Genomic DNA, 23,325 nt, shown 5'->3' with positions numbered 1-23,325 from the left:
GTCGCGCGGAGCGGTTCCGGGCCGGGGGGCGGGAGTCGGGCTGGTCGGGGAGTTTTCGCGCAGGGGTGTCCACGGACATGGCTGTTCGGCCCTTCGGTGGGGATCGCCGGGCGACGGCGGACGGGTCGGGGAGGCGGCTGCGTCACCCCCCGCGGCGGCCCCCGGCGGGAGAGGGAGTGCGGCAGCAGCGCCGGGCCCGGGGGCGGCACCGGTGCCGCCGGTGGCCCCGGTCGCCCGCGGGCGGGCAGCGGCACCGGCGCTGAGCGCCGAACGAGGCGCGGCAGCACGCGGTGCCGCAGGGCGTGCAGCAGACGGAAGAAGGCGGTCTCGCCGCGCCACAGCCAGCAGGCGCACAGGACGGCCGCCAGCAGGTGGGCTGCGAGCATCGCGCCCTGCCCGTCGAGTATCCCGCCCGCGGTCTCCGCGGGGCCGAGGTGGCCGAGGTGGTCGGGAGTCGAATGCCCGGGCGGGGCGAGCGGGTGCGGGCCGCCGGGGGCGGGCCGGGCGGCGAGGGGACCCGCGGCGAACAGCATGTGCAGCAGCGACTGACCGGCGCCCAGTGCCGCGCCGATGGCGAGCGGTCCCTGGCGCCGGGCACTGCCGAGCCGGGCAGCGCAGCAGACCACGGCGAATCCGAGGAGGAGGGCCGGGAGTGGCACCGGGTGTCCGGAGGCGGCCCGGTGCCCGGTCGCGGCCAGCACCACGCACACCGCGGCGAAGACCGCGGCGCGCGGCAGACGGGAGCTCGGCGGAGCTGTGGGGCCCGTACGGATCATGGTGGCCGCATCATGGCACGGGAGGCGTCGGCGGTCGCCGGATCGGAGGCGTTTTTGTCACCGGCCGACAGCCCTGGGGCCCGTAGCCTTCCGAAGGCGGTACCCCGGGAAGGGGCCTCCGGGCGGGGGGGGCGCCGTACCGCGCCGGTCCCGGGGTGACCAAGCATCCGTTCACTCGTTCTGCTCAATGTGTCCCCTACAGACCTGACTACGCACACCCCCTCCGGCACGTCGCCCGGCCCCGTCGAGACCGAGCGGGCCGAGGCCGCGCTCATCGAGCACTACCCCCGGCTGGTGCGGCTGGCCTACCTCCTGCTGCCGTCGTCGCTGGGCAGGCACCGGCGGACGCTGACCGCGCACGCGCTGGTGCAGCGGGCGCTCCCTCGCGGGCGGGCGGCGGCCGAGCAGCCGCCGCTACCCGCGCCGCGGCGCGGCGGCCGGCCCGCCGAGCCGGGATACGCCTACGTCCGCCTGCGGGTGGTGCGTGCCGCGCTGGACGACCCCGGACCGCCGCGGCTGGGCCGGCTGCGGCTGCGCGGGGTGCCGAGGACGGCGCCGCCGCTGCCGCGCGTGCTCGGTCTGCGGCTGTGCCCCCGCTCCGGCGGGGCCGACGCGCTCGCGCTGGACCAGGTGCTGTCGGAGGTGTCCGGTCCCGCCCGGGCGGCGTACGTGCTGGAGCGGTTGGAGGGGCTCACCGAGGACGACGTGTTCGACCTGCTGGAGGCGGCCGGGGTGGACGACCCCGACGACGCCCTGGACGAGGCCGACGAGATCGAGGAGCCCCCTGGCAGCAAGGACAGCCGGCCACTGGAATCGGTCGAGTTCGACCCCTGCTCGCTCCAGGCGCGGCCCACCGACCTGATGCGGCGCCGCCAGCACGGCCGCGCCGCGATCGCGGCGGGGGCGGCGCTGGTGGTGTGCGGATTCCTCCTGGGCCTGCCCGGCGACACCTGGGGACGCGACGGTGCCGCGGCGCCGGAGTACGCCCGCAACCCGTCCTCCGAACGCGCCCTGGATCCGGCGCGGTTGGCCCGCGTCGAACCGGCGGCCTGGGAGACCTCGGCCCGTACCGACTTCTCCGCCTGGCCGGTGCGCGGGGACCTCGCCGACGACGAGGACCTGCTGCGCCGGGCGCTGGCGGTCTGGGCCCGCCCGGGCAGCGAGGTAAACGTCTCGGCGACGCCCGGCACGCAGTCGGGGCCCGCGGCCGGTCCCGCGCAGCTCCTGTACGCCGGTGAGGTGGACGGGGCCGCGGTGGTCCTGCTCCACGACGGTCTGCGGCTGGTGCGGTACGCGGAGCCGACCGGCGGGAAGAAGGGGCCGGTCGGGCTGGACTTCGCCCGGGTCGACGGCGCGGACCTCACCGGTTCGAGCGCGGTGCTGCTCACCCGGGTCGACGGCAGCACCCGCTACCTGCTGGCCCCCTGGGTCGAGGAGGCGTCCGCGGTGGACCTGCTCGACCCCGCGGACACCGGACGGGAGGTGCAGCCGGCGCCGGACGGGGTCACCGAGCCGGTCACCGCACCGCCGCTGGGCCGGCCGGAGTGCACGGCGTGGCCGGCCCTGCGGCTCACCGCGGACGGGCGGGAGAGCCCCTACCTGCTCACCGACCTGGGCGAGCTGATGCCCGCCCGGCTGACGAGCGGGAACCCGACGGTGGCGCCCGAGGACCCGCTGGTCGGCGCCGCCCGGGACGCCCTGGCCCGCACCGCGTGCCGGCTCACGGCGATGAGCGGGAACGGGGTGCGCGCGGTCAACTCCTGGGCTTTCGCGTTCCAGCAGCTCCCGGACAGCGCCGGCCGCGCCCTCTGGCTGTGCACCAGGGGAGAGACATGGCGCGGCGGGGGCAGCCGGGCCATTGCGGAGTTCCAGCCGCCCGCGGATCAGCCGGGCACGCCGAGCGCGGTGGTCGCCTCGGTGCAGGACGAGCCGGCGTGCGGGCCGCGGGCAGCCCGAGTGCTCGGTGCGGCGATGTGGAAGTCCGGGGCCGGCACCTCGTACCTGCTGGCCGCCGGCAGCACCCGGGTGGAGTCGATCAAGGTGACCGGCGACGTGCGGGGCGGTACGACCGGGCGGGTGCTCGCGGTGGAGGCGGAGGAGGGCGCGAAGCCCGAGCTGACCGCCGAACTGCGCGACGGCGGCACCCTGGAGCCACTGGGCTGACCGCGGCGGAGGCGGGGCCCGGGGGCGCGGAGCCGGAAGAGGGGGCGGCCCGGGTGAGGGGGTCCTTTTCCGGACGCTCCGTCACCGCCGGGCCGCCGGAGCCGCCCGTCCTCGCTAGGGTGTTCCCATGACGACCGGAGTGCGCCGCAGGATGGGTGTCGAGGAACGGCGGCGGCAACTGATCGCCGTGGCGCTGGAGCTGTTCAGCAGCAGGTCCCCGCAGGAGGTCTCGATCGATGACATCGCGTCCGCCGCGGGAATCTCACGACCCCTGGTCTACCACTACTTCCCGGGCAAGCACAGCTTGTACGAGGCGGCGGTCCGGGTGGCCGCGGACGAGCTCTCCGCACGGTTCGTCGAGCCGCGGGAGGGCCCGCTGAGCGCGCGGCTGCTGCGGGTGATGCGGCGCTACTTCGACTTCGTCTCGGACCACGGTCCGGGCTTCTCCGCGTTGCTGCGCGGCGGTTCGGTTCCCGGTTCCCCGCGGGCGAACGCGATGATCGACGAGGTGCGCCAGTACGCCTACGAGCAGGTGCTGGGACATGTCGGCGTGCGCGATCCCGGGCCGCGGACGGCGCTTGTCGTCCGCTCCTGGGTGGGGCTGGCCGAGACCACCGCGCTCACCTGGCTCGACGGCCGGCGCATCCCGCGCGGCGAGCTCGAACTGCAGTTGGTGCAGGACTTCCTGGCGCTCGGGGCGGTGACGGCCGGCACCGACGCGGAGACGGCCGCGCTGGTCCGGCGCATCCTGGCCGAGGAGCCCCCCGACGGCCCCTTCGCGGCGCTCGCCCGGAGGCTTCCGGCGCTGCTGCCGGGCTGACCGGATCGACCGGCAGGGGGCGGGGCGGATGTCCGGGGGCGGCGCGCGCCGCCCCCGGAGTGGTACCTCAGTTCCGCCAGATGTCATTCAGTGCGACGGTGCCGCTCGGCTGCACGGTGAACGAGCGGTTCGCCCCGCTCTCCCACTGGACGCTCCCGCTCCCGTCCTTGTAGTTGAGGGTGTCGCCAACCCGCTCGGTGTCGTGGTTGTCCACGAAGACGGCGGATGCACCGCTCGGCATGAAGCCCCAGCCCTCGCCAAGGTCGCGCAGGTCGGCGAGGCGTCCGCCGTCGAAGGACTGCTTGAGGCCGCGGGCGTACCGGAACTCCTGGACGTCACCGGTGCCGAGGTACTCGCCGGGGTCGACGGCCTCACCTGCGCCGTGGATGGCCTCCTGCTTCCAGTAGGGGGAGCTGTTCCCGACCTTGGTCCTGATGGCCGCGAGGTCGCTCGCCGGCATGTGCTTGGCCGCGTCGATCCGAAAGCCGGCGACCCCCAGGGAGAGCAGGTCGTTCATGTAGTCCGCGATCCGCTGCCGGACGTACTCCTTGCCGGTTCTCAGGTCGGACGATCCCACGAGTTCGCAGTTCTGCACCTGGTATCGGTCGCGGTAGTCGATCGAGGAGCTGCGGCAGTCGTTGAAGTCCCCGTCACTGCAAGGCGCGTCGGGGTAGTCGTACGTGGTGTACACGGAGCCACCGGTGCCGGTGCCGCTGCCGGCCGTCATGTGGTTGATGACGGTGTCGGCGACGACCTCGACCCCCGCGCTGTTGCAGGTGTCGACCATCGAACGGAACCGATCGCGGTCGCCGAGCCGTCCGTCGGTCCGGTAGCTGACCGGCTGGTACCGGGTCCACCACTGCGCTCCCCCGATGGGCTCCCGGGGCGGTGAGACCTGGACGTAGCCGTAGCCGGCCGAGCCGAGGCTGTCGGTGCAGGCCCGGGCGATCGAGTCGAAGGTCCAGGAGAACAGGACGGCGGTGACGTCCTTGCCTCCCGGTGGCGCCTGGGCCTGCGGGGGCTCGTCGGCCTCCTGCGCGGCCTGTGCCGCCGGGGCGGCTTGTGCGGGTGGAGCGGCCTGTGCCGGTGCTGCCGTGGCGAGCGCGCCTGCGGTGAGGGCGGCTGCTGCGGTTGTCGCGACTGCGGTTCTGAGCGCCACGTTGCCTCCTGCCTGAGGGAGTGCCGAATGGGAGCCTGGGGGCCGGGCCGTCGGGTGGTCAGCCGCGCGGCGCCCGGGCGGTGGAGCCGCGCACCACCAGCTCCGGACGGAAGACGAACTCGCTGTGCGGGACGGGACTTCCGCCGATCTCCTCCAGCAGCGACTGCACCGCCGCTCCGGCCATCGCACGGACAGGCTGGCGCACGGTGGTCAGCGGCGGAGCGGTGAACGCGATCAGCTCCGAGTCGTCGTAACCGACCACGGAGAGGTCGCCGGGCACGTGCAGCCCGCGTTGCCGGGCCGCCCGGACGGCACCCAGCGCCATCAGGTCGCTGCCGCAGACGATGCCGGTGCAGCCCTGGTCGAGGAGCTGACCGGCCGCGGCGTGCCCGCCCTCGACGGTGAACAGGGTGTGCTGCACGAAGCCCTCGGCGCCCGAGGAGGCGAGCGCGTCGTGGAATCCCTCGGCCTTGCGCCGCGCCGGCACGAAGCGGTCGGGCCCGACGGCCAGTCCGATCCGCCGGTGGCCCAGGTCGGTGAGGTGGCGGACGGCCATCCGGGCGGCTGCGCGGTCGTCGGGTGACACGAAGGGCGCGCTGATCCGCTCGTTGCAGCCGTTGATCAGCACGAACGGCACGCCGCGGCCGGCCAGCCGGACGTACCGACCAGGATCGGCAGAGACGTCCGCGTGCAGGCCGGAGAGGAGGATGATCCCGGCGACCCCGCGCTCGACGAGCTGATCGACGAGTTCGTCCTCGGTTGCTCCGCCCGGCAGTTGGGTGCCCAGCACCGGGGTGTAGCCGTACCCGGAGAGCGCCTGCTCGATGACCTGGGCGAACGCCGGGAAGATCGGATTGGTCAGTTCCGGTATGACCAGCCCCACGAGTCCGGCGCTGCGCTGCCGCAGCCGGACGGGACGCTCGTGCCCCAGGATGTCCATGGCGGCCAGTACCTTCTGACGGGTGGCGGCGGCGACCCCGGCCTTGCCGTTCAGCACCCGGCTCACCGTCGCCTCGCTGACCGCCGCCTGCACCGCGATGTCGGCGAGCCGGGCGGTCGCCTGGAGACCGCCCGGCTCGACCGTGGTCATGCCGTCCACCACGCGGTGGTGTCCCCCGGCAGCGGGCCGGCACCGTCGAAGGACGTGCCGCTCAGCAGCATCCGGCGGTCGGCCGTCGCCGCGCCGGCCGGGGAGCCCGTCAGGTCCACGGGCTGCCGCGTGGTGTTCGTGGTGCAGACGAACCGGCCGCGGCGGAAGGCGAGTACGCCCTCGGGTGCCGCCAGCCACTCCACCGCGTCCCCCGCGCCGAGGTCGGGGTGGGCGCGGCGCTCGGCCAGAGCGCTGCGGTAGAGCTCCAGGGTGGAGTCGGGGTCGCCGGTCTGCGCCTGCACGCTCAGGGCGGCCCACTCGGCGGGCTGCGGCAGCCAGCTGCCGCCCTCGCCGAAGCCGAGGGAGTCACCGCCGCTCGTCCACGGGATGGGTACCCGGCAGCCGTCCCGCAGCCCTTCCTGGCCGTTGTTCTTGAAGAACGACGGGTCCTGCCGCACCTCGTCGGGCAGGTCGAGCACCTCGGGCAGGCCCAGCTCCTCGCCCTGGTAGACGTAGGCGGAGCCGGGCAGCGCCAGCATCAGCAGCGTGGCGGCGTGCGCCCTGTCGAGGCTGCCGCCGAGCCGGGTGAGGTGGCGCACCACGTCGTGGTTGGACAGTACCCAGGTGGTGGTGGCACCGACCGGGCGCATCGAGTCGAGCGAGCCGTCGATCACCGCGCGCAGTTCGGCGGCGTCCCACTCGCACTGCAGGTAGTGGAAGTTGAAGGCCTGGTGCAGCTCGTCCTCGCGCAGGTACAGCGCGGTGCGGTCGGCGCTGGGGGTCCAGGCCTCGGCGACGCCGATCCGGTCGCCGCCGTACTCCTCCAGGATCTCGCGCCACGAGCGGTAGATCTCGTGCACGCCGTCCTGGTCGAAGAACGGCAGTTTCTGGTTGCCGAGCAGCTTGAGCTGCTCGGCGTGCCCCATGTCGGGCAGGCCGGGAGCCTTGACGAGGCCGTGGGCGACGTCGATGCGGAAGCCGTCCGCGCCCAGGTCCAGCCAGAAGCGCAGCACCGAGCGGAACTCGTCCCGCACGGCGGGGTGGTCCCAGTTGAAGTCGGGCTGCTCGGGGGCGAACAGGTGGAGGTACCAGTCGCCGTGGCTGCCGTCCGGGTTCTTGGTGCGGGTCCAGGCGGGGCCGCCGAAGACCGACTCCCAGTCGTTCGGCGGCTCCTCACCGTCCCGGCCCCTACCGGGACGGAAGTGGTAGCGCGCCCGCAGCGGAGAGCCGGGGCCCTCGGCCAGAGCCTGCCGGAACCAGGTGTGGCGGTCCGAGGAGTGGTTGGGAACCAGGTCCACGATGACCCGCAGACCCAGGGCGTGGGCGTCGCCGATCAGTCCGGCCGCGTCGGTCAGGTCGCCGAACATCGGGTCGATGGCGCGGTAGTCGGCCACGTCGTAGCCCGCGTCGGCCTGCGGCGAGGCGTAGAAGGGGCTGAGCCAGACGGCGTCCACCCCGAGTCGGGCCAGGTGGGGCAGCCGGCTGCGGATGCCGGGCAGGTCGCCCATGCCGTCGCCGTCGCCGTCCGCGAACGAGCGCGGATAGACCTGGTAGATGACGGCTTCGCGCCACCACCCCGGGGCGGAGGTGGCCGCGGTGGTCTGCGCGCTGGTTGCCGGTGCGGCGGAGTGCTGGGTCATGTCTTCCCTGAGAGGTGTGGTGAGCGGGGGGGGGCTGTCGTGGTGCGGATTGGTGTCAGGACTTCACGGCGCCCGCGGTCATCCCGGAGATCAGGTAGCGCTGCGCGAAGCCGAACACCAGGGCGGCGGGCACGGCGATCAGCACCGCCGCGGCCGTCATCGAGCCCCAGTCCTGCGTGTACTGGTTGACGAAGGTCTGGAGGCCCCTGGCAAGGGTCAACCTGTCCTCACCCGTCATGAAGGCGGACGCATAGGCCACCTCCGCCCAGGCTGTCACGAAGCTGTAGAAGCCGGTGACGGCGAGACCGGGCTTGGCCAGCGGGACGACGAGGCGCCAGAAGGTGCCGAAAGGGCTGAGCCCGTCGACCCGCCCGGACTCGTCGATGGAGAGCGGGACGGTGTCGAAGAAGCCCTTCATCATCCAGGCGCAGAACGGGACCGCGATGGTCAGGTAGGTGACGACCAGGCCCACCGGCTGGTTGAGCAGTCCGAACGTGGCCATCAGGTTGTACAGCGGCACGATGAGCACCGCCACCGGGAACATCTGGGTGATCAGCAGGGTCCACATCAGCGGCCGCATGCCGGGGAATCGGAAGCGGCTGAGCGCGTAGCCGGTCGTCGAGGAGATGAAGACGCCGAGGAGCACGGTCAGGACGACCACCAGGACGGAGTTGCCGAACCAGGTCAGGAACTCCGTCCCGGTCAGCACGTGGTGGTAGTTGTCCAGCGTGAAGTCCCTGACCAGGCCGAAGCTGAACGCCTCGGTGCGCGGCTTGAACGAGGTCACCAGCAGCCAGAACGGCGGGGACACGGCGATCGCGGCGGCCGTCAGCAGGCCGAGGTGCAGACCGACGGAGGCGAGCGGGCCGCGTTCGCCCCGCCTGCGTCCGGCCGGTGGCCGGGGCGGTGGGGACACGGCGGTTCCGGCGGGGTCGCCGGTCACCTGGGTGGTTGCGGACACGGTCACCACACCTCTCCCTGCTTGCGCAGCGAACGCCGGTAGAGGACGGCGAAGATCATCAGGAGCAGCAAGATGAGCACACCCCACGTCGCCGAGCCGGCGAAGTCGCGGGGGCTGCGGACGAAGGCCAGGTTGAACGCCTCGGTCACCAGGATCTCGGAGGACCCGTACGGGCCGCCCTGGGTGAGCAGGAAGATCACCGGGAACATGTTGAACGTCCAGATGGTGCTGAGCAGCACGACGGTCGAGCTGACCGCGCGGATGCTCGGCATCGTGATGTCGACGAACCGCTGCCAGGGCCCGGCGCCGTCCATCTCGGCGGCCTCGTACAGTTCGCCCGGGATGGACTGGAGTGCGCCGAGCGTGGCGACCAGCATGAACGGCACGCCCAGCCAGACGTTCACCGCGATCACGGCGATCTTCGCCCAGGTCGGGTCCTCCAGCCAGGTCACGCTCTCGATGCCGCCGCCGGCGAGCACGTTGTTGAAGACGCCGTCGCCGTTGAAGAGCAGGCGCCAGGCGAAAATGGAGACGAAGGCCGGGACGCCCCACGGCAGGATCAGCGCGATCCGGTAGGCGGTCCGGCCCCGCACCTTGCGGTTGAGCATGTGGGAGAGGGTCAGGCCGACGGCGAAGGTGAGGCTGACGCAGGCCACCGTCCATGCGACGGTCCAGCCCAGCCGTCCCCAGAAGACGTCACCGATCAGCACCTGGAGGTAGTTGTCCAGGCCGACGAACTCGTAGCTCGCCTCGATGGTCCGGGCACCGATGGTGCGTTCGACGTTGCGCTCGTCGGCGTCGGTGAGCGAGAGGAAGACGCCGCGGCCGAGCGGGAATCCGATGATCACGCCGAGGACGAGCACCACGGGGGCGATCATCGTCCAGGCGTACCAGTGGGTGTTCAGCATCCGGCGCAGCCGGCCGTGGGTGCGGTGTTCGGCGCCGGGTCGGCGGCCGCGGGCGGGGAGCTTCCCGCCCGCGGTGCCGGACACCGGCCGACCGGTTTCGACAGCCATGGTCGTTCGTCAGCCTTCCCTTGCTACTTCCAGCCGGCGAGGAGTTCGCGGTACTGCTCGGCGGTGGCGTCGGCGGCCTCCTGGGGTGTGGCGGCGCCCTTGACCACCTTGGCCAGTTCGTCCCGCAGCGGGTCGAAGAGCGAGGCGGCCTCGGGAATCCAGGCCCGCTCGACGGCCTTGTCGACGGCCGGCTTGAAGAACTGCACCCTCTCATTGCCCCGCACCGACGCCTCCTCGTAGACGGAGGCGCGGGTGGGCAGCAGGTCCAGCTCCTCGGTGGTGCGCTGCTGCACCTCGGGGCTGCTCAGGTAGGCGGCGAAGGCCTTGGCCGCGGGCATGTTCTCGGTGCCGGCGTACACCGACAGGTTCCAGCCGCCCTGCGGGGCGCCCTGGCCCTCGCTGCCGGCGAAGACGGGCACGACACCCAGGTTGTCCGGGTCGTTCTTGAACTTCCCGGCGGCGAGGGTGTCCTTGATCGCCCAGGGGCCGTTCACCATCATGGCGACCTCGCCGTCGGTGAAGGCCTTCTGCTGGTTGGCGTAACCGTCGGTCAGATCGGTGGTGGCGACCTTCTCGTCGAGGAGCTCCCTGACGGTCTCGAACGCGGCGACGCCCGCGGGGCTGTCGACCGTCACCTTCTCGGCGCCGGCGTCGACCAGGTCGCCGCCCTCGCCGTAGAGGTAGGGCAGGAACCAGTAGGCGTCGTCACCGCGCAGGTAGAGCGGGGTGGCGCCGGTCCTGCCGGTGATCGCCCCGGCGGAGTCCTTCAGCTCCTCGACGGACGCGGGGGCCACCACGTCGGCCTCCTCCAGCAAGGCCTTGTTGCAGAACAGCGCGAGGGTGTCGGTGACCTGCGGCAGCGCGTACGTCGCACCCTCGTACTGGGTACTGCCCCAGGGCGCCTCAAGGTAGTCGTCCTTGTCGACGGTGTTGCCCGGCGCGTCCCCGTCCTCGATGAACTCGTCGAGCGGCTCGATGAGCTGGAGGGCGGCGAAGTCCGCGACCCAGGCAACCTCGGTGCGCATGACCTCGGGGGCCTCGCCGGCGTTGGCCGCGTTCTTGAACTTGTTCTGGGCGTCGTCGAAGCCGATGTTGACGTACGCGACGTCGACCTCCGGGTACTCCTTCTCGAAGTCCTCGGCGATCTTCCGGTACACGCCCTTCTCGGCGTCGTTCGAGGTGTCCCAGTAGGTGACGGTGCCGAAAAGGCCGTCCGAGCCGTCGTCCTGCGCCCCCTCGCCACCACCACCGCAAGCCGTTGCTGCAAGTGCCAGCGCTGCAACCAGCGCGGTGGTCCCTACGCCACGCCGCATCATGAAGTCCTCCGTGGGTGATGTGCCCGATTCGAGGGATTACCTGACGTTCCCCTCTCGCGCCGCGTCGTCGCGGCGTCGGGCTGTCGAGGAACGTAACAGGGTGGCAATCGCCAAGAAAGACCTTGCGGCAAATTTCTGCAAGCCCACTTGCGAGTTCCTGCTGCAAGAGCCTGCTGCGTTCCGTTGCTCCGCGGCCGGGCCCCGGGGCGGGCCGTGGGCGGTAGGCAGTGCGGCACTCGACCGGTACAGTCCATGTCCGTGACCGCACGGCTCGTTGACATCGCAGCCCAGGCGGGGGTCAGCGAGGCAACGGTCAGCCGGGTCCTGAACGGCAAACCCGGGGTCGCCGCTGCCACCCGCGAATCCGTCCTCACCTCCCTCGACCTGCTCGGCTACGAACGCCCGCCGCGGCTCCGCCGGCGCAGCGCGGGCCTGGTCGGCCTGATCACCCCGGAGCTGGAGAACCCGATCTTCCCGGCGTTCGCCCAGGTCATCGCGCAGGCGCTGACCCGCCAGGGCTACACTCCGGTGCTCGCCACCCAGACACCGGGCGGCTCGACCGAGGACGAGCTGACCGAGATGCTGGTGGAGCGCGGCGTGGCCGGCATCATCTTCGTCTCCGGGCTGCACGCCGACACCACGGCGGACATGCAGCGCTACGAGCGGCTGCGGGGCCAGGGCGTCCCCTTCGTCCTGATCAACGGCTTCTCCCCCGACGTCAGGGCGCCCTTCGTCTCGCCCGACGACCGGGCGGCGATGCGCCTGGCGGTGACGCATCTGCGGTCCCTGGGGCACGAGCGGATCGGACTGGCGCTCGGCCCGGCGCGGTTCGTCCCCGTGCAACGCAAGATCGAGGGCTTCGTGCGCACCCTGTGCGAGCAGGAGGGCTTCTCCGCCGAGGCCGCGGCCCGGCTGGTCCAGCACTCGCTGTACACCCTGGAGGGCGGCCAGGCCGCAGCCGCCGCCCTGCTGGAACGAGGTTGCACGGCGGTGGTCTGTGCGAGCGACATGATGGCGCTCGGCGCGATCAGGGCCGCCCGGCAGCGGGGCCTGGCCGTCCCGGACGACGTGTCGGTGATCGGCTTCGACGACTCCCCGCTGATCGCCTTCACCGACCCGCCGCTGACCACGATCCGACAGCCGGTGACGGCCATGGGCCAGGCCGCGGTGCGCGCCCTGCTGGAGGAGGTGCGTGGGACCCCCGCCCCGCACAGCGAGTTCGTCTTCCTGCCCGAGCTGGTGGTCCGCGGCTCCACCGCGGCCGGTCGCCCGGGCACCCGGCAGGGACCCGACCCGGCGCTTTCCGGGACCTGACCGGCCCCGGTGGCTCCCCGGAGTGCGTCGGCCGTGCGATGTACGGATACTGGGACCTGTGGAGGACGCGTCCTGCGCAAGACCCACCCGCAGGATGATCGGCCGGGACGGGCTGTCTGGCAGACTGACCCGTCATGGGGGTATCGACCAGACGACCTGAGGACGACGACCGGGTGGCCACTGCGACGCCGTGGGAAGAGGCCGAGGAGGCCCCGGTCGCGCGGCGTGCCCTGGCCCGACGGGTACGCGGACCGCGAGCGCCCCGGATCTGGTTCGAGATCGCCCTGATCGCGGTGAGTTACTGGGTCTACTCGCTCATCCGCAACGCCGTCCCCGAGCACGAGTCCTCCGCCGTGCGGCACGCGCAGTGGGTCTGGGACGTGCAGGGGGCGCTGGGCCTCGCCTTCGAGCAGAAGGCCAACCAGGCGGTCAACAGCGTCACCTGGCTCATCGTGTCGATGAACTACTACTACGCCACCCTGCACTTCATCGTGACGATCGGGGTGCTGATCTGGCTGTACCGGCGGCACCCCGGCCGGTACGCGGCCGGCCGCACGGCGCTGTTCGCCACCACCGGGGTGGCGCTGCTGGGCTACTACTTCTTCCCGCTGGCACCACCGCGGCTGATGGCGGGCCTGGACTTCGTCGACACCGTCGTCGTGCACGGCACCTGGGGCTCGATGGCCTCGGGCGACATGGCGAACGTCTCCAACCAGTACGCCGCGATGCCCTCGATGCACATCGGCTGGTCCACCTGGTGCGCGGTGGTCGTGTTCCTGCTCGCCCGCCCGCTGTGGGTCAAGGCGCTCGCGGTGCTCTACCCGGTGCTCACCCTGTTGGTGATCATCGCCACCGCGAACCATTTCTGGCTGGACGCGGTCGGCGGCGTGCTCTGCCTGGCCTTCGGCTTCGCGGTGGCGTACTTCTGGTACGGCATCCACCTGCACCGGCTGCCGCGAGCGGCGCCCCGGGCGGGCGAGGCGCCGGCCGAGGAGCCCGTCGCGGGCGTCCCGGCGCCCGCCCGCATCCCGTCCTGAACCCGGCCCCCGTGCGCCGAGCCCCGCTGCCGGGGGGCGAAGCCCACTTCCCGACAGTCGGGCTCGCAGGGCGGACCGGCGTCCCGGCACGCGCCGGTACCCGGGCCGCCACTCCTCAGCTCTCGTAGAAGAGCCGCTCCATCACGGCTCGCGCCCTGCGGGTGGCGCGGCGGTAGTCCTCCAGCAGCTCTCCCACGTGCCCGGGGTCGTACCCGAGGTAGCGGCCCACCGCCGCGAGTTCCCGCGCTTCCGAGGGGAAGGTGTCGCCGGGGCGTCCGCGCACCAGCATCACCGCGTTGCGGACCCGGGTGGCCAGCAACCAGGCCTCGTCCAGCACCCGGGCGTCCTCGGCTTCCAGCAGCCCCGCGTCCCGTGCGGCGGCCAGCGCCTGCCGGGTGCGGGTGGTGCGCAGCGCGGGTTCCGCGGCGCCGTGCCGCAGTTGCAGCAACTGGATCGTCCACTCCACGTCGGACAGTCCACCACGGCCGAGTTTGGTGTGGGTGGTGGGATCGGCGCCGCGCGGCAGCCGCTCCCCCTCCATCCGCGCCTTCAGCCGGCGGATCTCCCGCGTCGCCTCCTCGCTCACCCCGCCCTCCGGGTAGCGCAGCGGATCGATCATCTCGACGAAGCGAGCCCCCAGGTCGGCGTCCCCCGCGACGGGTGCCGCCCGCAGCAGCGCCTGACTCTCCCAGGTGAGCGACCACCGCCCGTAGTAGGCCCGGTACGAGGCGAGGCTGCGCACCAGCGGACCCGACCTGCCCTCGGGGCGCAGGTCCGCGTCGATGACCAGGGGCGGGTCGGCGCTGGGGAGCTGGAGCAGCCTGCGCATCTCGTTGGCCACCGCGTAGGCCGCCTCGGCCGCCTCCCGCTCGGCGACGCCCTCCCGGGGCTCGTGGACGAAGAGCACGTCGGCGTCGGAGCCGTAGTTCTGCTCCCGGCCGCCGAACCGCCCCATCGCGATGACCGCGAACCGGGAGGGCAGCGTCTCGCCCCAGCTCGCCCGGGTGGCCGCCCGCAGCGCACCGGCCAGGGTGGCCGCGTTGAGATCGGAGAGGGACGTGCCCACGCGGTCCACAGCGGGCCCGGGGTCGTCCAGGGCTGGGTTGCCCTCGGTACCGTAGGCGCCGATCAGGTCGGCGGAGGCGGTCCGGAACATCTCGCGACGGCGGACGCCGCGGGCGGAGGCGACGGCCTGTTCGGCGTCGGCCGCCCGGCCGACGGCGGCGAGCACCTCCTGGGTGAGCGCCTCGCCGCTCCGCGGCGCGAGGCCCTCCGGGCCGCCGAGCAGTGCGACCGCCTCCGGGGCGCGCAGCAGCAGGTCGGGGGCGAGCCGACCGGCGGAGAGCACCCGGGCGAGGTTCTCGGCCGCGGCGCCCTCGTCGCGCAGCAGCCGCAGGTACCAGGGGGTCTTGCCCAGCGCGTCGGAGACCTTGCGGAAGCCGAGCAGACCCGCGTCCGGGTCGGCGGAGTCGGCGAACCACCCCAGGAGCACCGGGAGCAGGGTGCGCTGGATGGCGGACTTGCGGCTCACGCCGGAGGCCAGCGCCTCAAGGTGACGCAGCGCGGCGGCGGGGTCGGCGTAACCGAGCGCCTCCAGCCGCTCGCGGGCCGCCGAGGTGGACAGCCGGGTCTCGCCGACGTCGAGTTGGGCGACGGCGTCGAGCAGCGGCCGGTAGAAGATCTTCTCGTGCAGCCGGCGGACCACCGCGGCGTGGCGCTTCCAGGCGCGGGTGAGCTCGGTGACCGGTTCGGCGCGGAAGCCGAGGCTCCGGCCGAGTCGGCGCAGTTCCGCCTCGTCCCGCGGCATCAGATGGGTGCGGCGCAGCCGGTGGAGCTGGATGCGGTGCTCGGTGGTGCGCAGGAAGCGGTAGGACTCGTCGAGTGAGGCGGCGTCCCGACGGCCCACGTACCCGCCGGTGGCCAGCGCGTCGAGTGCCTCCAGGGTGGTGGCGCTGCGCAAGGTGCTGTCGGTGCGGCCGTGCACCAGTTGGAGGAGCTGCACGGCGAACTCGACGTCCCGCAGTCCGCCGGGTCCCAGCTTGAGCTCGCGTTCGAGCTGGTTGGCGGGGATTCCCTCGACGACGCGGCGGCGCATCTGCTGGACGTCGGTGACGAAGTTCTCCCGGTCGGCGGCCTGCCAGACCATCGGCGCGACGGCCTCGCAGTACTGGCCGCCGAGTGCGGCGTCACCGGCGAGCGGGCGGGCCTTGAGCAGCGCCTGGAACTCCCAGGTCTTGGCCCAGCGCTGGTAGTAGGCGAGATGGCTGCTCAGGGTGCGCACCAGGGGGCCGTTGCGGCCCTCGGGGCGCAGGTTGGCGTCCACCGGCCAGATGGTGCCTTCGGAGGTGGTGTCCGAGCAGATCCGCATCAGGTGGGCGGCGAGCCGGTTCGCGGCCGGCAGCGCGTCCGCCTCCTCGAAACCCGCGGTCGGCTCGGCCACGAAGATCACGTCCACGTCGGAGACGTAGTTCAGTTCCCGGCCGCCGCACTTGCCCATCCCGACGACGGCGAGCCGGCACGCCCTGGCGTCCTCGGGCGCGTCCGCCTCGGCGAGCGCGAGGGCGCTGCGGACCGTCGCAGTGGCGAGGTCGGCAAGTTCGGCGGCCGCCTCGGCCATGTCGGTGGTGCCGCAGACGTCCCGGGCGGCGATGCCCAGCATCGCCCGCCGGTAGGCGACCCGCAGGGCGTCCGGGCTGTCGACGCCGGACAGGGCGGCTTCGAACTCGGGGAAGCCGGGGTGGAGGTCGGCGGACTCGTAGGTGACCAGCTCGTGCCAGTCGCCGGGGTGTCCGGCCAGGTGGTCGCCGAGCGCCTCGGACGCGCCGAGCACGCCCAGCAGCCGGTCCCGCAGCGGCTTGGCGGACAGGAGGGTGCCGAAGAGGGACTGCCGCTCGGGCTCGTCGGGCTGTGCCTCGACCAGCCGCACCAGGCTGAGCAGCGCGAGATCGGGGTCCGCGGTGTCGGCGAGGGCGTCCAGGACGATGGTATCCCCGCGCAGCGGGGCGAGTTCGGGCGCGGAGAGCAGCCGGGCGGAGGCGCCGGGGTCGGTGAAGCCGCGGCGCAGCAGCCGGCTGAAGGTGCTGTTGCGCCGCCCACCGGGGCCGCTCTCCGCGGCGGAGTCGGCGACCCCGGTCCTCCCGGCAGCCGCGAGCGGGTCGTTGCGCTCCGCCATCAGAGGACCGGGAGCCGCTTCCGCAGCTCGCAGGCGGTGGCCTCGGAACGGTACTCCTGCCGCTCATGGCGGAGGAAGCAGTTCTCCGTGTCGGCCACGTGCAGCACCCCTCGCCGTTGCTCGTCCGAGCTGGGCATCGACCCCACGCCTCTCCTCCCAGCCGGCCGCCCCCGGTCGCTTCCGGACGGTCCGCGAACGACCCACGTCACACGCGGTACCGCGAAGAGCGGAAGGAACCGCCGTTCGGGCGGACGGCGCTCAGGTGCGGCCATGCTGTCTCCAGTCCGGTCGGTTCGACGTCTGCGGGTGGGATCACTCTATCGACCACCTGCCCGGTGGTCAGCGCATCGAAAGACGCGCCCCCGACTTCGGGAGGGGAAACCTCCTGGCTGCGATGGTGCGTCCACACGGATCGTCCGCCCGGGTCAGCGCGGCCCGGAGGACAGGTGCCGGGATTGCGCACCCTCATCACGCGGCAGGGTGTGCACGTCGGCCACGAGCAGGTCTCCTGTGTGCGGTACGGCGTCACCGACGGCACCCTCGCGAGAACCCGTACAGCACCAGGGCCGCTGCGCTGAGCAGTGAGACCGCGGCTGCGACACCGAGCAGCGGCCCCAACCCCAGGCCGGGCACCACGGCACCGGCCAGGGCCGGTGCCACGACCGAGCTGAGCGCTCCCACGACCAGGCAGACCGTGAAGGCCGAGCCCGCGCGCTCGGGCGCCAGTTCGGCGGTCCAGACCGCGAGCACAGCCGATCCCGTCATGTATCCCATGCCGAAGAGGCACGCCGACGCCACCGTCGCGGTCACGGAGTCGCTGGCCAGCCCGAGCAACGCCAGCGCCGCACCGACCGTTGCGAGGCAGATCGCGGCGACCCGGAGGCTGCCCACGCGCTGTGCGAAGGCCCCGGCACCCACCCCCACCATCCCGGTGAAACCGATAACCACGTACAGAACCGGAACGGCTGCATCGGGGAGGGCGCCGCTGTCGAGGACGTCGGCTGCATAGGTGAAGTAGATGACGATGACTGCGAAGTAGACCAGGGAGTACGCTGCCGGGATCTTCAGCACTGACACCAGTGAAAGGACACCCGGACGCTTCTCCGGGCGTGGCATCGCTTCCGTCCGCGGCACCAGGCGCAGGTTCACGAGTGCGCTGGCCACGGCGGCCAGGGCGATGCCCGTCCAGACCAGGCGCCACGAGACCACCGCGGCGAGGACGGCAAGCCCACCCAGCGCTGCCAGCCCCGTGCTGGTCCCGGTGGTGATGGTCGCCAAGGTTCTCGGCTGCTGCCGCAAGGGCAACGACCGGGTCACGATGTCGGAGTAGGGTGCCCAGGCCCAGCCGCCGGCGCTGCCGGCCAGGATGACACCGGCGGCGAGGAGCCCCGAATCCTGCGCGAGTGTCACGATCACCGCTCCGGAAGCGCCGCAGGCCCCGCCCACGGTCGTAGGCGCGCGTGAACCGTGGCGAGCGGCGAGCCGGCCGGCGAGCAGCAGGCCGGCCAGGTAGCCCGCGAACGTTGCGCTGGCGATGAGGCCGAGTACCAGCTCGGAAAGCCCCAGGTCCTCCTGGATGTCGGGGAGTGTCAGACCGTAGGCGTAGCGGGCCATGCCGAAGGCGACACCGACCACGGCCGCTCCGGCCAGGCCGATCCGCCCGCTTGTGGAGAGCGCCATGGATTCCTCCTCATCCCCTGGGCCGATTCTGCCAGGACCCTCCGGGTCGGGCTCCCAGGTGATCGGAGGGGCGTCGTGTGCCTCACCACTGCGGTCAGTGCACCGTGCGCCGCTGGTCGCGTGGAGGGGCGTCGTCCGCTGGGATGGCCCGCAAGGGCGCCGGGACATCCCAGCGGATCGGCCCCTCGTCGGTCCACCGCCTTGGACCCGGACCCGGAGCTCGGAGAGCTGTGCGTGCACGTACGCCCGACGCCCGGCAGAGAGGCGCCGACTCGCCGGGCAGTCGACGGCGTCTCCCGGGCATCGGTTCGGAGCCGGACGGCCCGCAGACGGCCCCGGGCCGGGAAGCGGGGATGGGGCCGACGACGAATCGCCGTTGACCCCCGCTCCGTGTCCGGCGGCGGTGTGCCACCTGACCCGGGTTAGAGGACCGGGAGCGACTTCCGCAGCTCGAAGGCGGTGACCTCGGAGCGGTACTCCTCCCACTCCTGCCGCTTGTTGCGCAGGAAGAAGTCGAAGACGTGCTCGCCGAGGGTCTCGGCGACCAGCTCGCTGCGCTCCATCAGGTCGATGGCCTCACCGAGGTTCTGCGGCAGCGGGGAGATGCCCATCGCGCGGCGCTCGGCGTCGGAGAGCGCCCAGACGTCGTCCTCGGCGCCGGGCGGGAGTTCGTAGCCCTCCTCGATGCCCTTGAGGCCGGCCGCGAGCAGCATCGAGTAGGCGAGGTAGGGGTTGCAGCCGGAGTCCAGCGAGCGGACCTCGATCCGGGTGGAGCCGGTCTTGCCCGGCTTGTACATCGGGACGCGGATCAGGGCGGAGCGGTTGTTGTGCCCCCAGCAGATGTACGAGGGCGCCTCGCCGCCGGCGCCCGCGGTGCGCTGGGCGCCGCCCCAGATGCGCTTGTACGAGTTGACCCACTGGTTGGTGACGGCGGAGATCTCCCCCGCGTGCTTGATCAGGCCGGCGATGAAGGAGCGGCCGACCTTGGAGAGCTGGTACTCGGCGCCGGACTCGTGGAAGGCGTTGCGGTCGCCCTCGAACAGCGAGAGGTGGGTGTGCATGCCGGAGCCGGGGAACTCCGAGAACGGCTTGGGCATGAAGGTGGCGTTGACGCCCTGTTCGAGGGCCACCTGCTTCATCACCAGCCGGAAGGTCATGATGTTGTCGGCCGTGGTGAGCGCGTCGGCGTAGCGCAGGTCGATCTCCTGCTGGCCCGGGGCGCCCTCGTGGTGGGAGAACTCCACCGAGATGCCCATCGACTCCAGCATGGTGATCGCCTGGCGGCGGAAGTCCATGCCGACGTTCTGCGGGGTGTGGTCGAAGTAGCCGGAGGAGTCGGCCGGGACGGGACGGGTGCCGTCCACCGGCTTGTCCTTCAGCAGGAAGAACTCGATCTCCGGGTGGGTGTAGAAGGTGAAGCCCAGGTCGGAGGTCTTGGAGAGAATCCGCTTGAGCACGTAGCGCGGGTCGGCGTACGAGGGCGAGCCGTCGGGCATCAGGATGTCGCAGAACATCCGCGCCGTGCCGGGCGCCTCGGCCCGCCAGGGCAGGATCTGGAAGGTGCTGGGGGCCGGCTTGGCGATCATGTCCGACTCGTAGACCCGGGCGAAGCCCTCGATGGCCGAACCGTCGAAGCCGATGCCCTCGTCGAAGGCCTGCTCCAACTCGGCGGGGGCGACGGCGACGGACTTCAGGAAGCCGAGGACGTCGGTGAACCACAGCCGGACAAACCGGATGTCGCGCTCTTCGAGCGTGCGGAGCACGAACTCCTGCTGCTTGTCCATGGTCACCCATCCTTGCTGGTCGGCCGGGACTGTCTCTCGGGATCACCCGCGCGGGGCGACGCGCACACCAGTATCACGGTGAGCCGTTACCGCCACATTACGCTGCGCGCGGCGCATCGCGGCCCGGCGGTGGCGCGTACCGGCGGCGGGACCGCACGCCATCGGCGAGAACGTCCCGGCACGGGTCGGCCGGGCACCTTGCTGCCGATCCTTCCGCCGGACGGGCGGAGCATACGTTCGGCAGCTGCCGGGAGGCTCGGCAGCGCGGCGCGGAACGGCCTGCGAGGGGCATCGCGTCAGTGTGACGGTTACTCTGGGGGCGTGGCTCACCTACGACTCGCCCTCAGTCAGATCGACTCCACCGTCGGCGCGCTCGACCGCAACGCCGACACGGTGGTCGAGTGGACCCGGCACGCCGTCGAGCGGGGCGCCCATCTGGTCGCCTTCCCGGAGATGGTGCTCACCGGCTATCCGGTCGAGGACCTCGCGCTGCGTCCGTCCTTCGTCGCGGCCAGCCGGGCGGCGCTGCACGCGCTCGCCGCCCGGCTCGCGGCGGAGGGCTGCGGGGAGGTCCCCGTCGTCGTCGGCTACCTGGACCGCGTCGAGCAGGCCCAGCCGCGCTACGGGCAGCCGGCCGGCGCCCCGCAGAACGCCGCCGCGGTGCTGCACCGGGGCGAGGTCCGGCTCACCTTCGCCAAGCACCACCTGCCCAACTACGGCGTCTTCGACGAGTTCCGCTACTTCGTGCCCGGCGAGACGCTGCCGGTGGTGCGGGTGCACGGCGTCGACGTGGCTCTCGCGATCTGCGAGGACCTCTGGCAGGAGGGCGGCCGGGTTCCCGCCGCCCGTGCGGCGGGCGCCGGTCTGCTGCTTTCCGTGAACGCCTCGCCCTACGAGCGGGACAAGGACGACACCCGGCTGGAGCTGGTGCGCAGGCGCGCCCGGGAGGCCGGCTGCACGACCGCGTACCTGGCCATGGTCGGCGGCCAGGACGAGCTGGTCTTCGACGGCGACTCCATCGTCGTGGACCAGGAGGGCGGGGTGCTGGCGCGGGCTCCGCAGTTCACCGAGCACTGCCTGCTGCTGGACCTGGACCTGCCCGTCGCGCCGCGGGAGGCGCCCTCGGGCACGCTGGAGGACGGGCTGCGGATCGACCACCGGTTGCTCTCCGCCGAGCCGCCCGCCGAACGGCTCCCGGCTCTGGCCGGGGAGGTGGCGCCCGCACTGGAGGACGACGAGGAGATCTACACCGCCCTGGTGGTCGGACTGCGCGCGTACGCGGTGAAGAACGGGTTCCGTTCGGTGCTGATCGGGCTGTCCGGCGGCATCGACTCCGCCCTGGTGGCCGCCCTGGCCTGCGACGCGCTGGGCGCCGAGAACGTGTACGGCGTCTCGATGCCCTCCCGCTACTCCTCCGGCCACTCGCGCGACGACGCCGCCGACCTGGCGGAGCGCACGGGCCTGCACTTCCGCACCGTCCCGATCGGGCCGATGTTCGACGCCTACATGGAGTCGCTGCCGCTCACCGGACTGGCCGAGGAGAACCTCCAGTCCCGGCTGCGCGGCACCCTGCTGATGGCGCTCTCCAACCAGGAGGGCCACATCGTGCTGGCTCCCGGCAACAAGTCCGAACTCGCCTGCGGGTACTCCACGCTGTACGGCGACTCGGTCGGCGCCTACGGCCCGATCAAGGACGTGTACAAGACGACGGTGTTCCGGCTGGCGAAGTGGCGCAACCGCTCCGCCGCCGAGCGCGGCGGGACGCCGCCGATCCCGGAGAACACCATCGCCAAACCGCCGAGCGCGGAGCTGCGGCCCGACCAGGTGGACACCGACTCGCTGCCCGACTACGACGTGTTGGACCGGGTGCTGGAACTGTACGTGGACCAGGACACCGGGGCGGCGGAGATCGCGACCCGCGGGTTCGACCCGGAACTGGTCACCCGGGTGCTGCGGATGACCGACACAGCAGAGTTCAAGCGCCGGCAGTACCCGCCCGGGACGAAGATCTCCGCCAAGGGCTTCGGCAAGGACCGCCGGCTACCCACCACCAACCGCTGGCGGGAGTCGGCGGGCTGACGCGGCGGCCTCCGCGTCAGCCGACCCGCTCCGCGGCACGGTCGTGGTCCCGGCCGACGCCCCGGGCCACGACCCGCGAGAGGGCCGCGGAGGGACGCTCCACGCGTTCCAGCGCACCGGCCAGCAGGGCGATCGCCAGGCCCAGCACGGCCAGCACCGCACCGGCCAGGACGGGCGCGGTCCAGCCCCAGCCCGCTGTGATCACCAGACCGCCGATCCAGGCACCTCCGGCGTTCGCCAGGTTGAACGCCGAGTGGTTGGAGGCCGAGGCGAGCGTGGGGGCGTCCTGCGCCTTGTTCATCACCAGCATCTGCAAAGGGGTGGTGATCATGAAGCCGACGGCCCCGATCAGGACGACGCCCACCAGCGCGGCCGGCTTGAGGTGCACGGCGAAGTGGAAAGCCACCAGGATCACCGCGAGGGCGGCCAGCGCTCCGTAGAGGGTCGGGCGCAGCGCCCGGTCCGTCAGCGGGCCCGCGGCGAGCGCGCCGAGCGTCATGCCGATACCGAAGAGCGCCAGCACGAGGGTCACGGAGGAGTCGGCGAAGCCGGTGACCTCGGTCATCATCGAGGCGAGGTAGCTGTAGACGGCGAAGACACCGGCGAAACCGAACACCGCGGTGAGCAGTCCCAGCAGCACCTGCGGCTCGGCCAGCGCGCGCACCTCCCCGCCCAGGCTGGTGCTGCGCTCCAGCGGGACTCGGGGGACGAGCGCCGCGAGCGCCGCCATGGCGACCAGGCCGATGGCACCGACCACGAGGAAGGTGGCCCGCCAGCCGAGTTGCTGGCCCAGTGCCGTCCCGGACGGCACCCCGACGATGTTCGCGACGGTCAGCCCCAGGAACATGGTGGCGACCGCCCTGGCCCGGCGGTCGGGGCGCACCAGCCGGGCGGCGACGACGGCGCCGACACCGAAGAACGCGCCGTGCGGCAGCCCGGCCAGCACCCGCCCGGCAAGCAGGGTCTCGAAGCCGGGGGCGAGCGCGGAGGCGAGGTTGCCGACCGTGAACATCGCCATCAGCGCGATCAGCATGGGCTTGCGCGGGATGCGCACCCCGACCGCGGTGAGCAGCGGCGCGCCGATGACGACGCCGAGCGCGTAGGCGGACACCAGGTGGCCCGACGTGGGGACCGAGGTGCCCAGGTCCTCGGCGACCTCGGGCAGCAGGCCCATCATCACGAACTCGGTCGTGCCGATCCCGAAGGCCGCGACGGCGAGGGCGAGCAGGGCCAGGGGCATGAGAGAGGAACCTTTCCGGGGCAGGGGCACGACGGTACGGGGAACACGACTATGTTCTCACGCGGAACAAATCATCCG

At 72.5% G+C, this 23,325-nt stretch carries 15 protein-coding genes and 1 pseudogene; 5 read left to right on the top strand and 11 right to left on the bottom strand.

The features are described from left to right. Positions 1–965: 965 nt before the first annotated feature. Together H300_RS0100350 and H300_RS0100345 are read left to right on the top strand one after the other, a co-directional pair. Complete coding sequence (locus H300_RS0100350; RefSeq protein ID WP_037978779.1) at positions 966–2,939, top strand: hypothetical protein; 1,974 nt, start codon at positions 966–968, stop codon at positions 2,937–2,939. A gap of 127 nt (positions 2,940–3,066) precedes the next feature. Next, on the top strand, positions 3,067–3,759 hold the full coding sequence (locus H300_RS0100345) for a TetR/AcrR family transcriptional regulator (RefSeq protein WP_078515602.1): 693 nt from the start codon (positions 3,067–3,069) through the stop codon (positions 3,757–3,759). 157 nt (positions 3,760–3,916) lie between these two features. Here H300_RS0100345 and H300_RS24260 read toward each other — a convergent pair. The 6 genes and pseudogenes from H300_RS24260 to H300_RS0100315 all read right to left on the bottom strand — a co-directional run. Further along, positions 3,917–4,918 (bottom strand): annotated as a pseudogene (locus H300_RS24260) (alpha-amylase family glycosyl hydrolase); the annotation flags it as partial. Positions 4,919–4,976: 58 nt separating this feature from the next. Further along, positions 4,977–6,008: a LacI family DNA-binding transcriptional regulator gene (locus H300_RS0100335; protein WP_078515644.1), complete on the bottom strand. Its 1,032-nt coding sequence runs from the start codon at positions 6,006–6,008 to the stop codon at positions 4,977–4,979. Continuing rightward, positions 6,005–7,648, bottom strand: coding sequence for a glycoside hydrolase family 13 protein (locus tag H300_RS0100330; protein ID WP_028425798.1), 1,644 nt, complete (start codon positions 7,646–7,648; stop codon positions 6,005–6,007). The genes H300_RS0100335 and H300_RS0100330 overlap by 4 nt, the downstream gene beginning before the upstream one ends. A gap of 55 nt (positions 7,649–7,703) precedes the next feature. Next, positions 7,704–8,564, bottom strand: a complete 861-nt coding sequence (locus tag H300_RS0100325; protein WP_028425797.1) for a carbohydrate ABC transporter permease — start codon at positions 8,562–8,564, stop codon at positions 7,704–7,706. Between the two features lie 47 nt (positions 8,565–8,611). Further along, the gene (locus H300_RS0100320; protein ID WP_028425796.1) at positions 8,612–9,625 is read right to left on the bottom strand and encodes a carbohydrate ABC transporter permease; all 1,014 of its coding nucleotides are present in this window, start codon (positions 9,623–9,625) and stop codon (positions 8,612–8,614) included. A 23-nt stretch (positions 9,626–9,648) separates the two neighbouring features. Beyond that, positions 9,649–10,938: an extracellular solute-binding protein gene (locus tag H300_RS0100315; RefSeq protein WP_028425795.1), complete on the bottom strand. Its 1,290-nt coding sequence runs from the start codon at positions 10,936–10,938 to the stop codon at positions 9,649–9,651. A gap of 261 nt (positions 10,939–11,199) precedes the next feature. On the opposite strand from H300_RS0100315, the gene H300_RS0100310 reads away from it, so the two are divergent. Both H300_RS0100310 and H300_RS0100305 read left to right on the top strand, forming a co-directional pair. Next, on the top strand, positions 11,200–12,255 hold the full coding sequence (locus tag H300_RS0100310) for a LacI family DNA-binding transcriptional regulator (protein ID WP_028425794.1): 1,056 nt from the start codon (positions 11,200–11,202) through the stop codon (positions 12,253–12,255). 134 nt (positions 12,256–12,389) lie between these two features. Further along, entirely contained in the window at positions 12,390–13,292 is a 903-nt protein-coding gene (locus tag H300_RS0100305; protein ID WP_037978778.1) for a phosphatase PAP2 family protein, read from the top strand. A gap of 115 nt (positions 13,293–13,407) precedes the next feature. Here the strand turns inward: H300_RS0100305 and H300_RS0100300 are convergent, their stop codons facing one another. The 4 genes from H300_RS0100300 to glnA all read right to left on the bottom strand — a co-directional run bounded on the left by H300_RS0100300 (position 13,408) and on the right by glnA (position 19,928). Next, complete coding sequence (locus H300_RS0100300) at positions 13,408–16,464, bottom strand: bifunctional [glutamine synthetase] adenylyltransferase/[glutamine synthetase]-adenylyl-L-tyrosine phosphorylase (RefSeq protein WP_078515599.1); 3,057 nt, start codon at positions 16,462–16,464, stop codon at positions 13,408–13,410. Next, the gene (locus H300_RS30820; RefSeq protein WP_106966624.1) at positions 16,464–16,601 is read right to left on the bottom strand and encodes a glutamine synthetase; all 138 of its coding nucleotides are present in this window, start codon (positions 16,599–16,601) and stop codon (positions 16,464–16,466) included. Before H300_RS30820 ends, H300_RS0100300 begins: the two co-directional genes overlap by 1 nt. A 388-nt stretch (positions 16,602–16,989) precedes the next feature. Next, on the bottom strand, positions 16,990–18,144 hold the full coding sequence (locus H300_RS0100290) for an MFS transporter (RefSeq protein ID WP_028425791.1): 1,155 nt from the start codon (positions 18,142–18,144) through the stop codon (positions 16,990–16,992). A 422-nt stretch (positions 18,145–18,566) separates the two neighbouring features. After that, a complete protein-coding gene (gene glnA, locus H300_RS0100285) occupies positions 18,567–19,928 on the bottom strand; it encodes a type I glutamate--ammonia ligase (RefSeq protein WP_028425790.1) in 1,362 nt (453 codons plus the stop codon). 321 nt (positions 19,929–20,249) lie between these two features. Here glnA and H300_RS0100280 point away from each other — a divergent pair, with 321 nt between their 5' ends. Beyond that, the gene (locus tag H300_RS0100280) at positions 20,250–22,007 is read left to right on the top strand and encodes an NAD+ synthase (protein ID WP_028425789.1); all 1,758 of its coding nucleotides are present in this window, start codon (positions 20,250–20,252) and stop codon (positions 22,005–22,007) included. A 16-nt stretch (positions 22,008–22,023) separates the two neighbouring features. Here H300_RS0100280 and H300_RS0100275 read toward each other — a convergent pair whose 3' ends face one another. Next, on the bottom strand, positions 22,024–23,247 hold the full coding sequence (locus tag H300_RS0100275) for an MFS transporter (RefSeq protein ID WP_028425788.1): 1,224 nt from the start codon (positions 23,245–23,247) through the stop codon (positions 22,024–22,026). Positions 23,248–23,325 lie beyond the last annotated feature (78 nt).

It is taken from the genome of Streptomyces sp. TAA040 (assembly GCF_000424845.1).
This window is presented reverse-complemented; position numbering and strand designations above follow the sequence as displayed.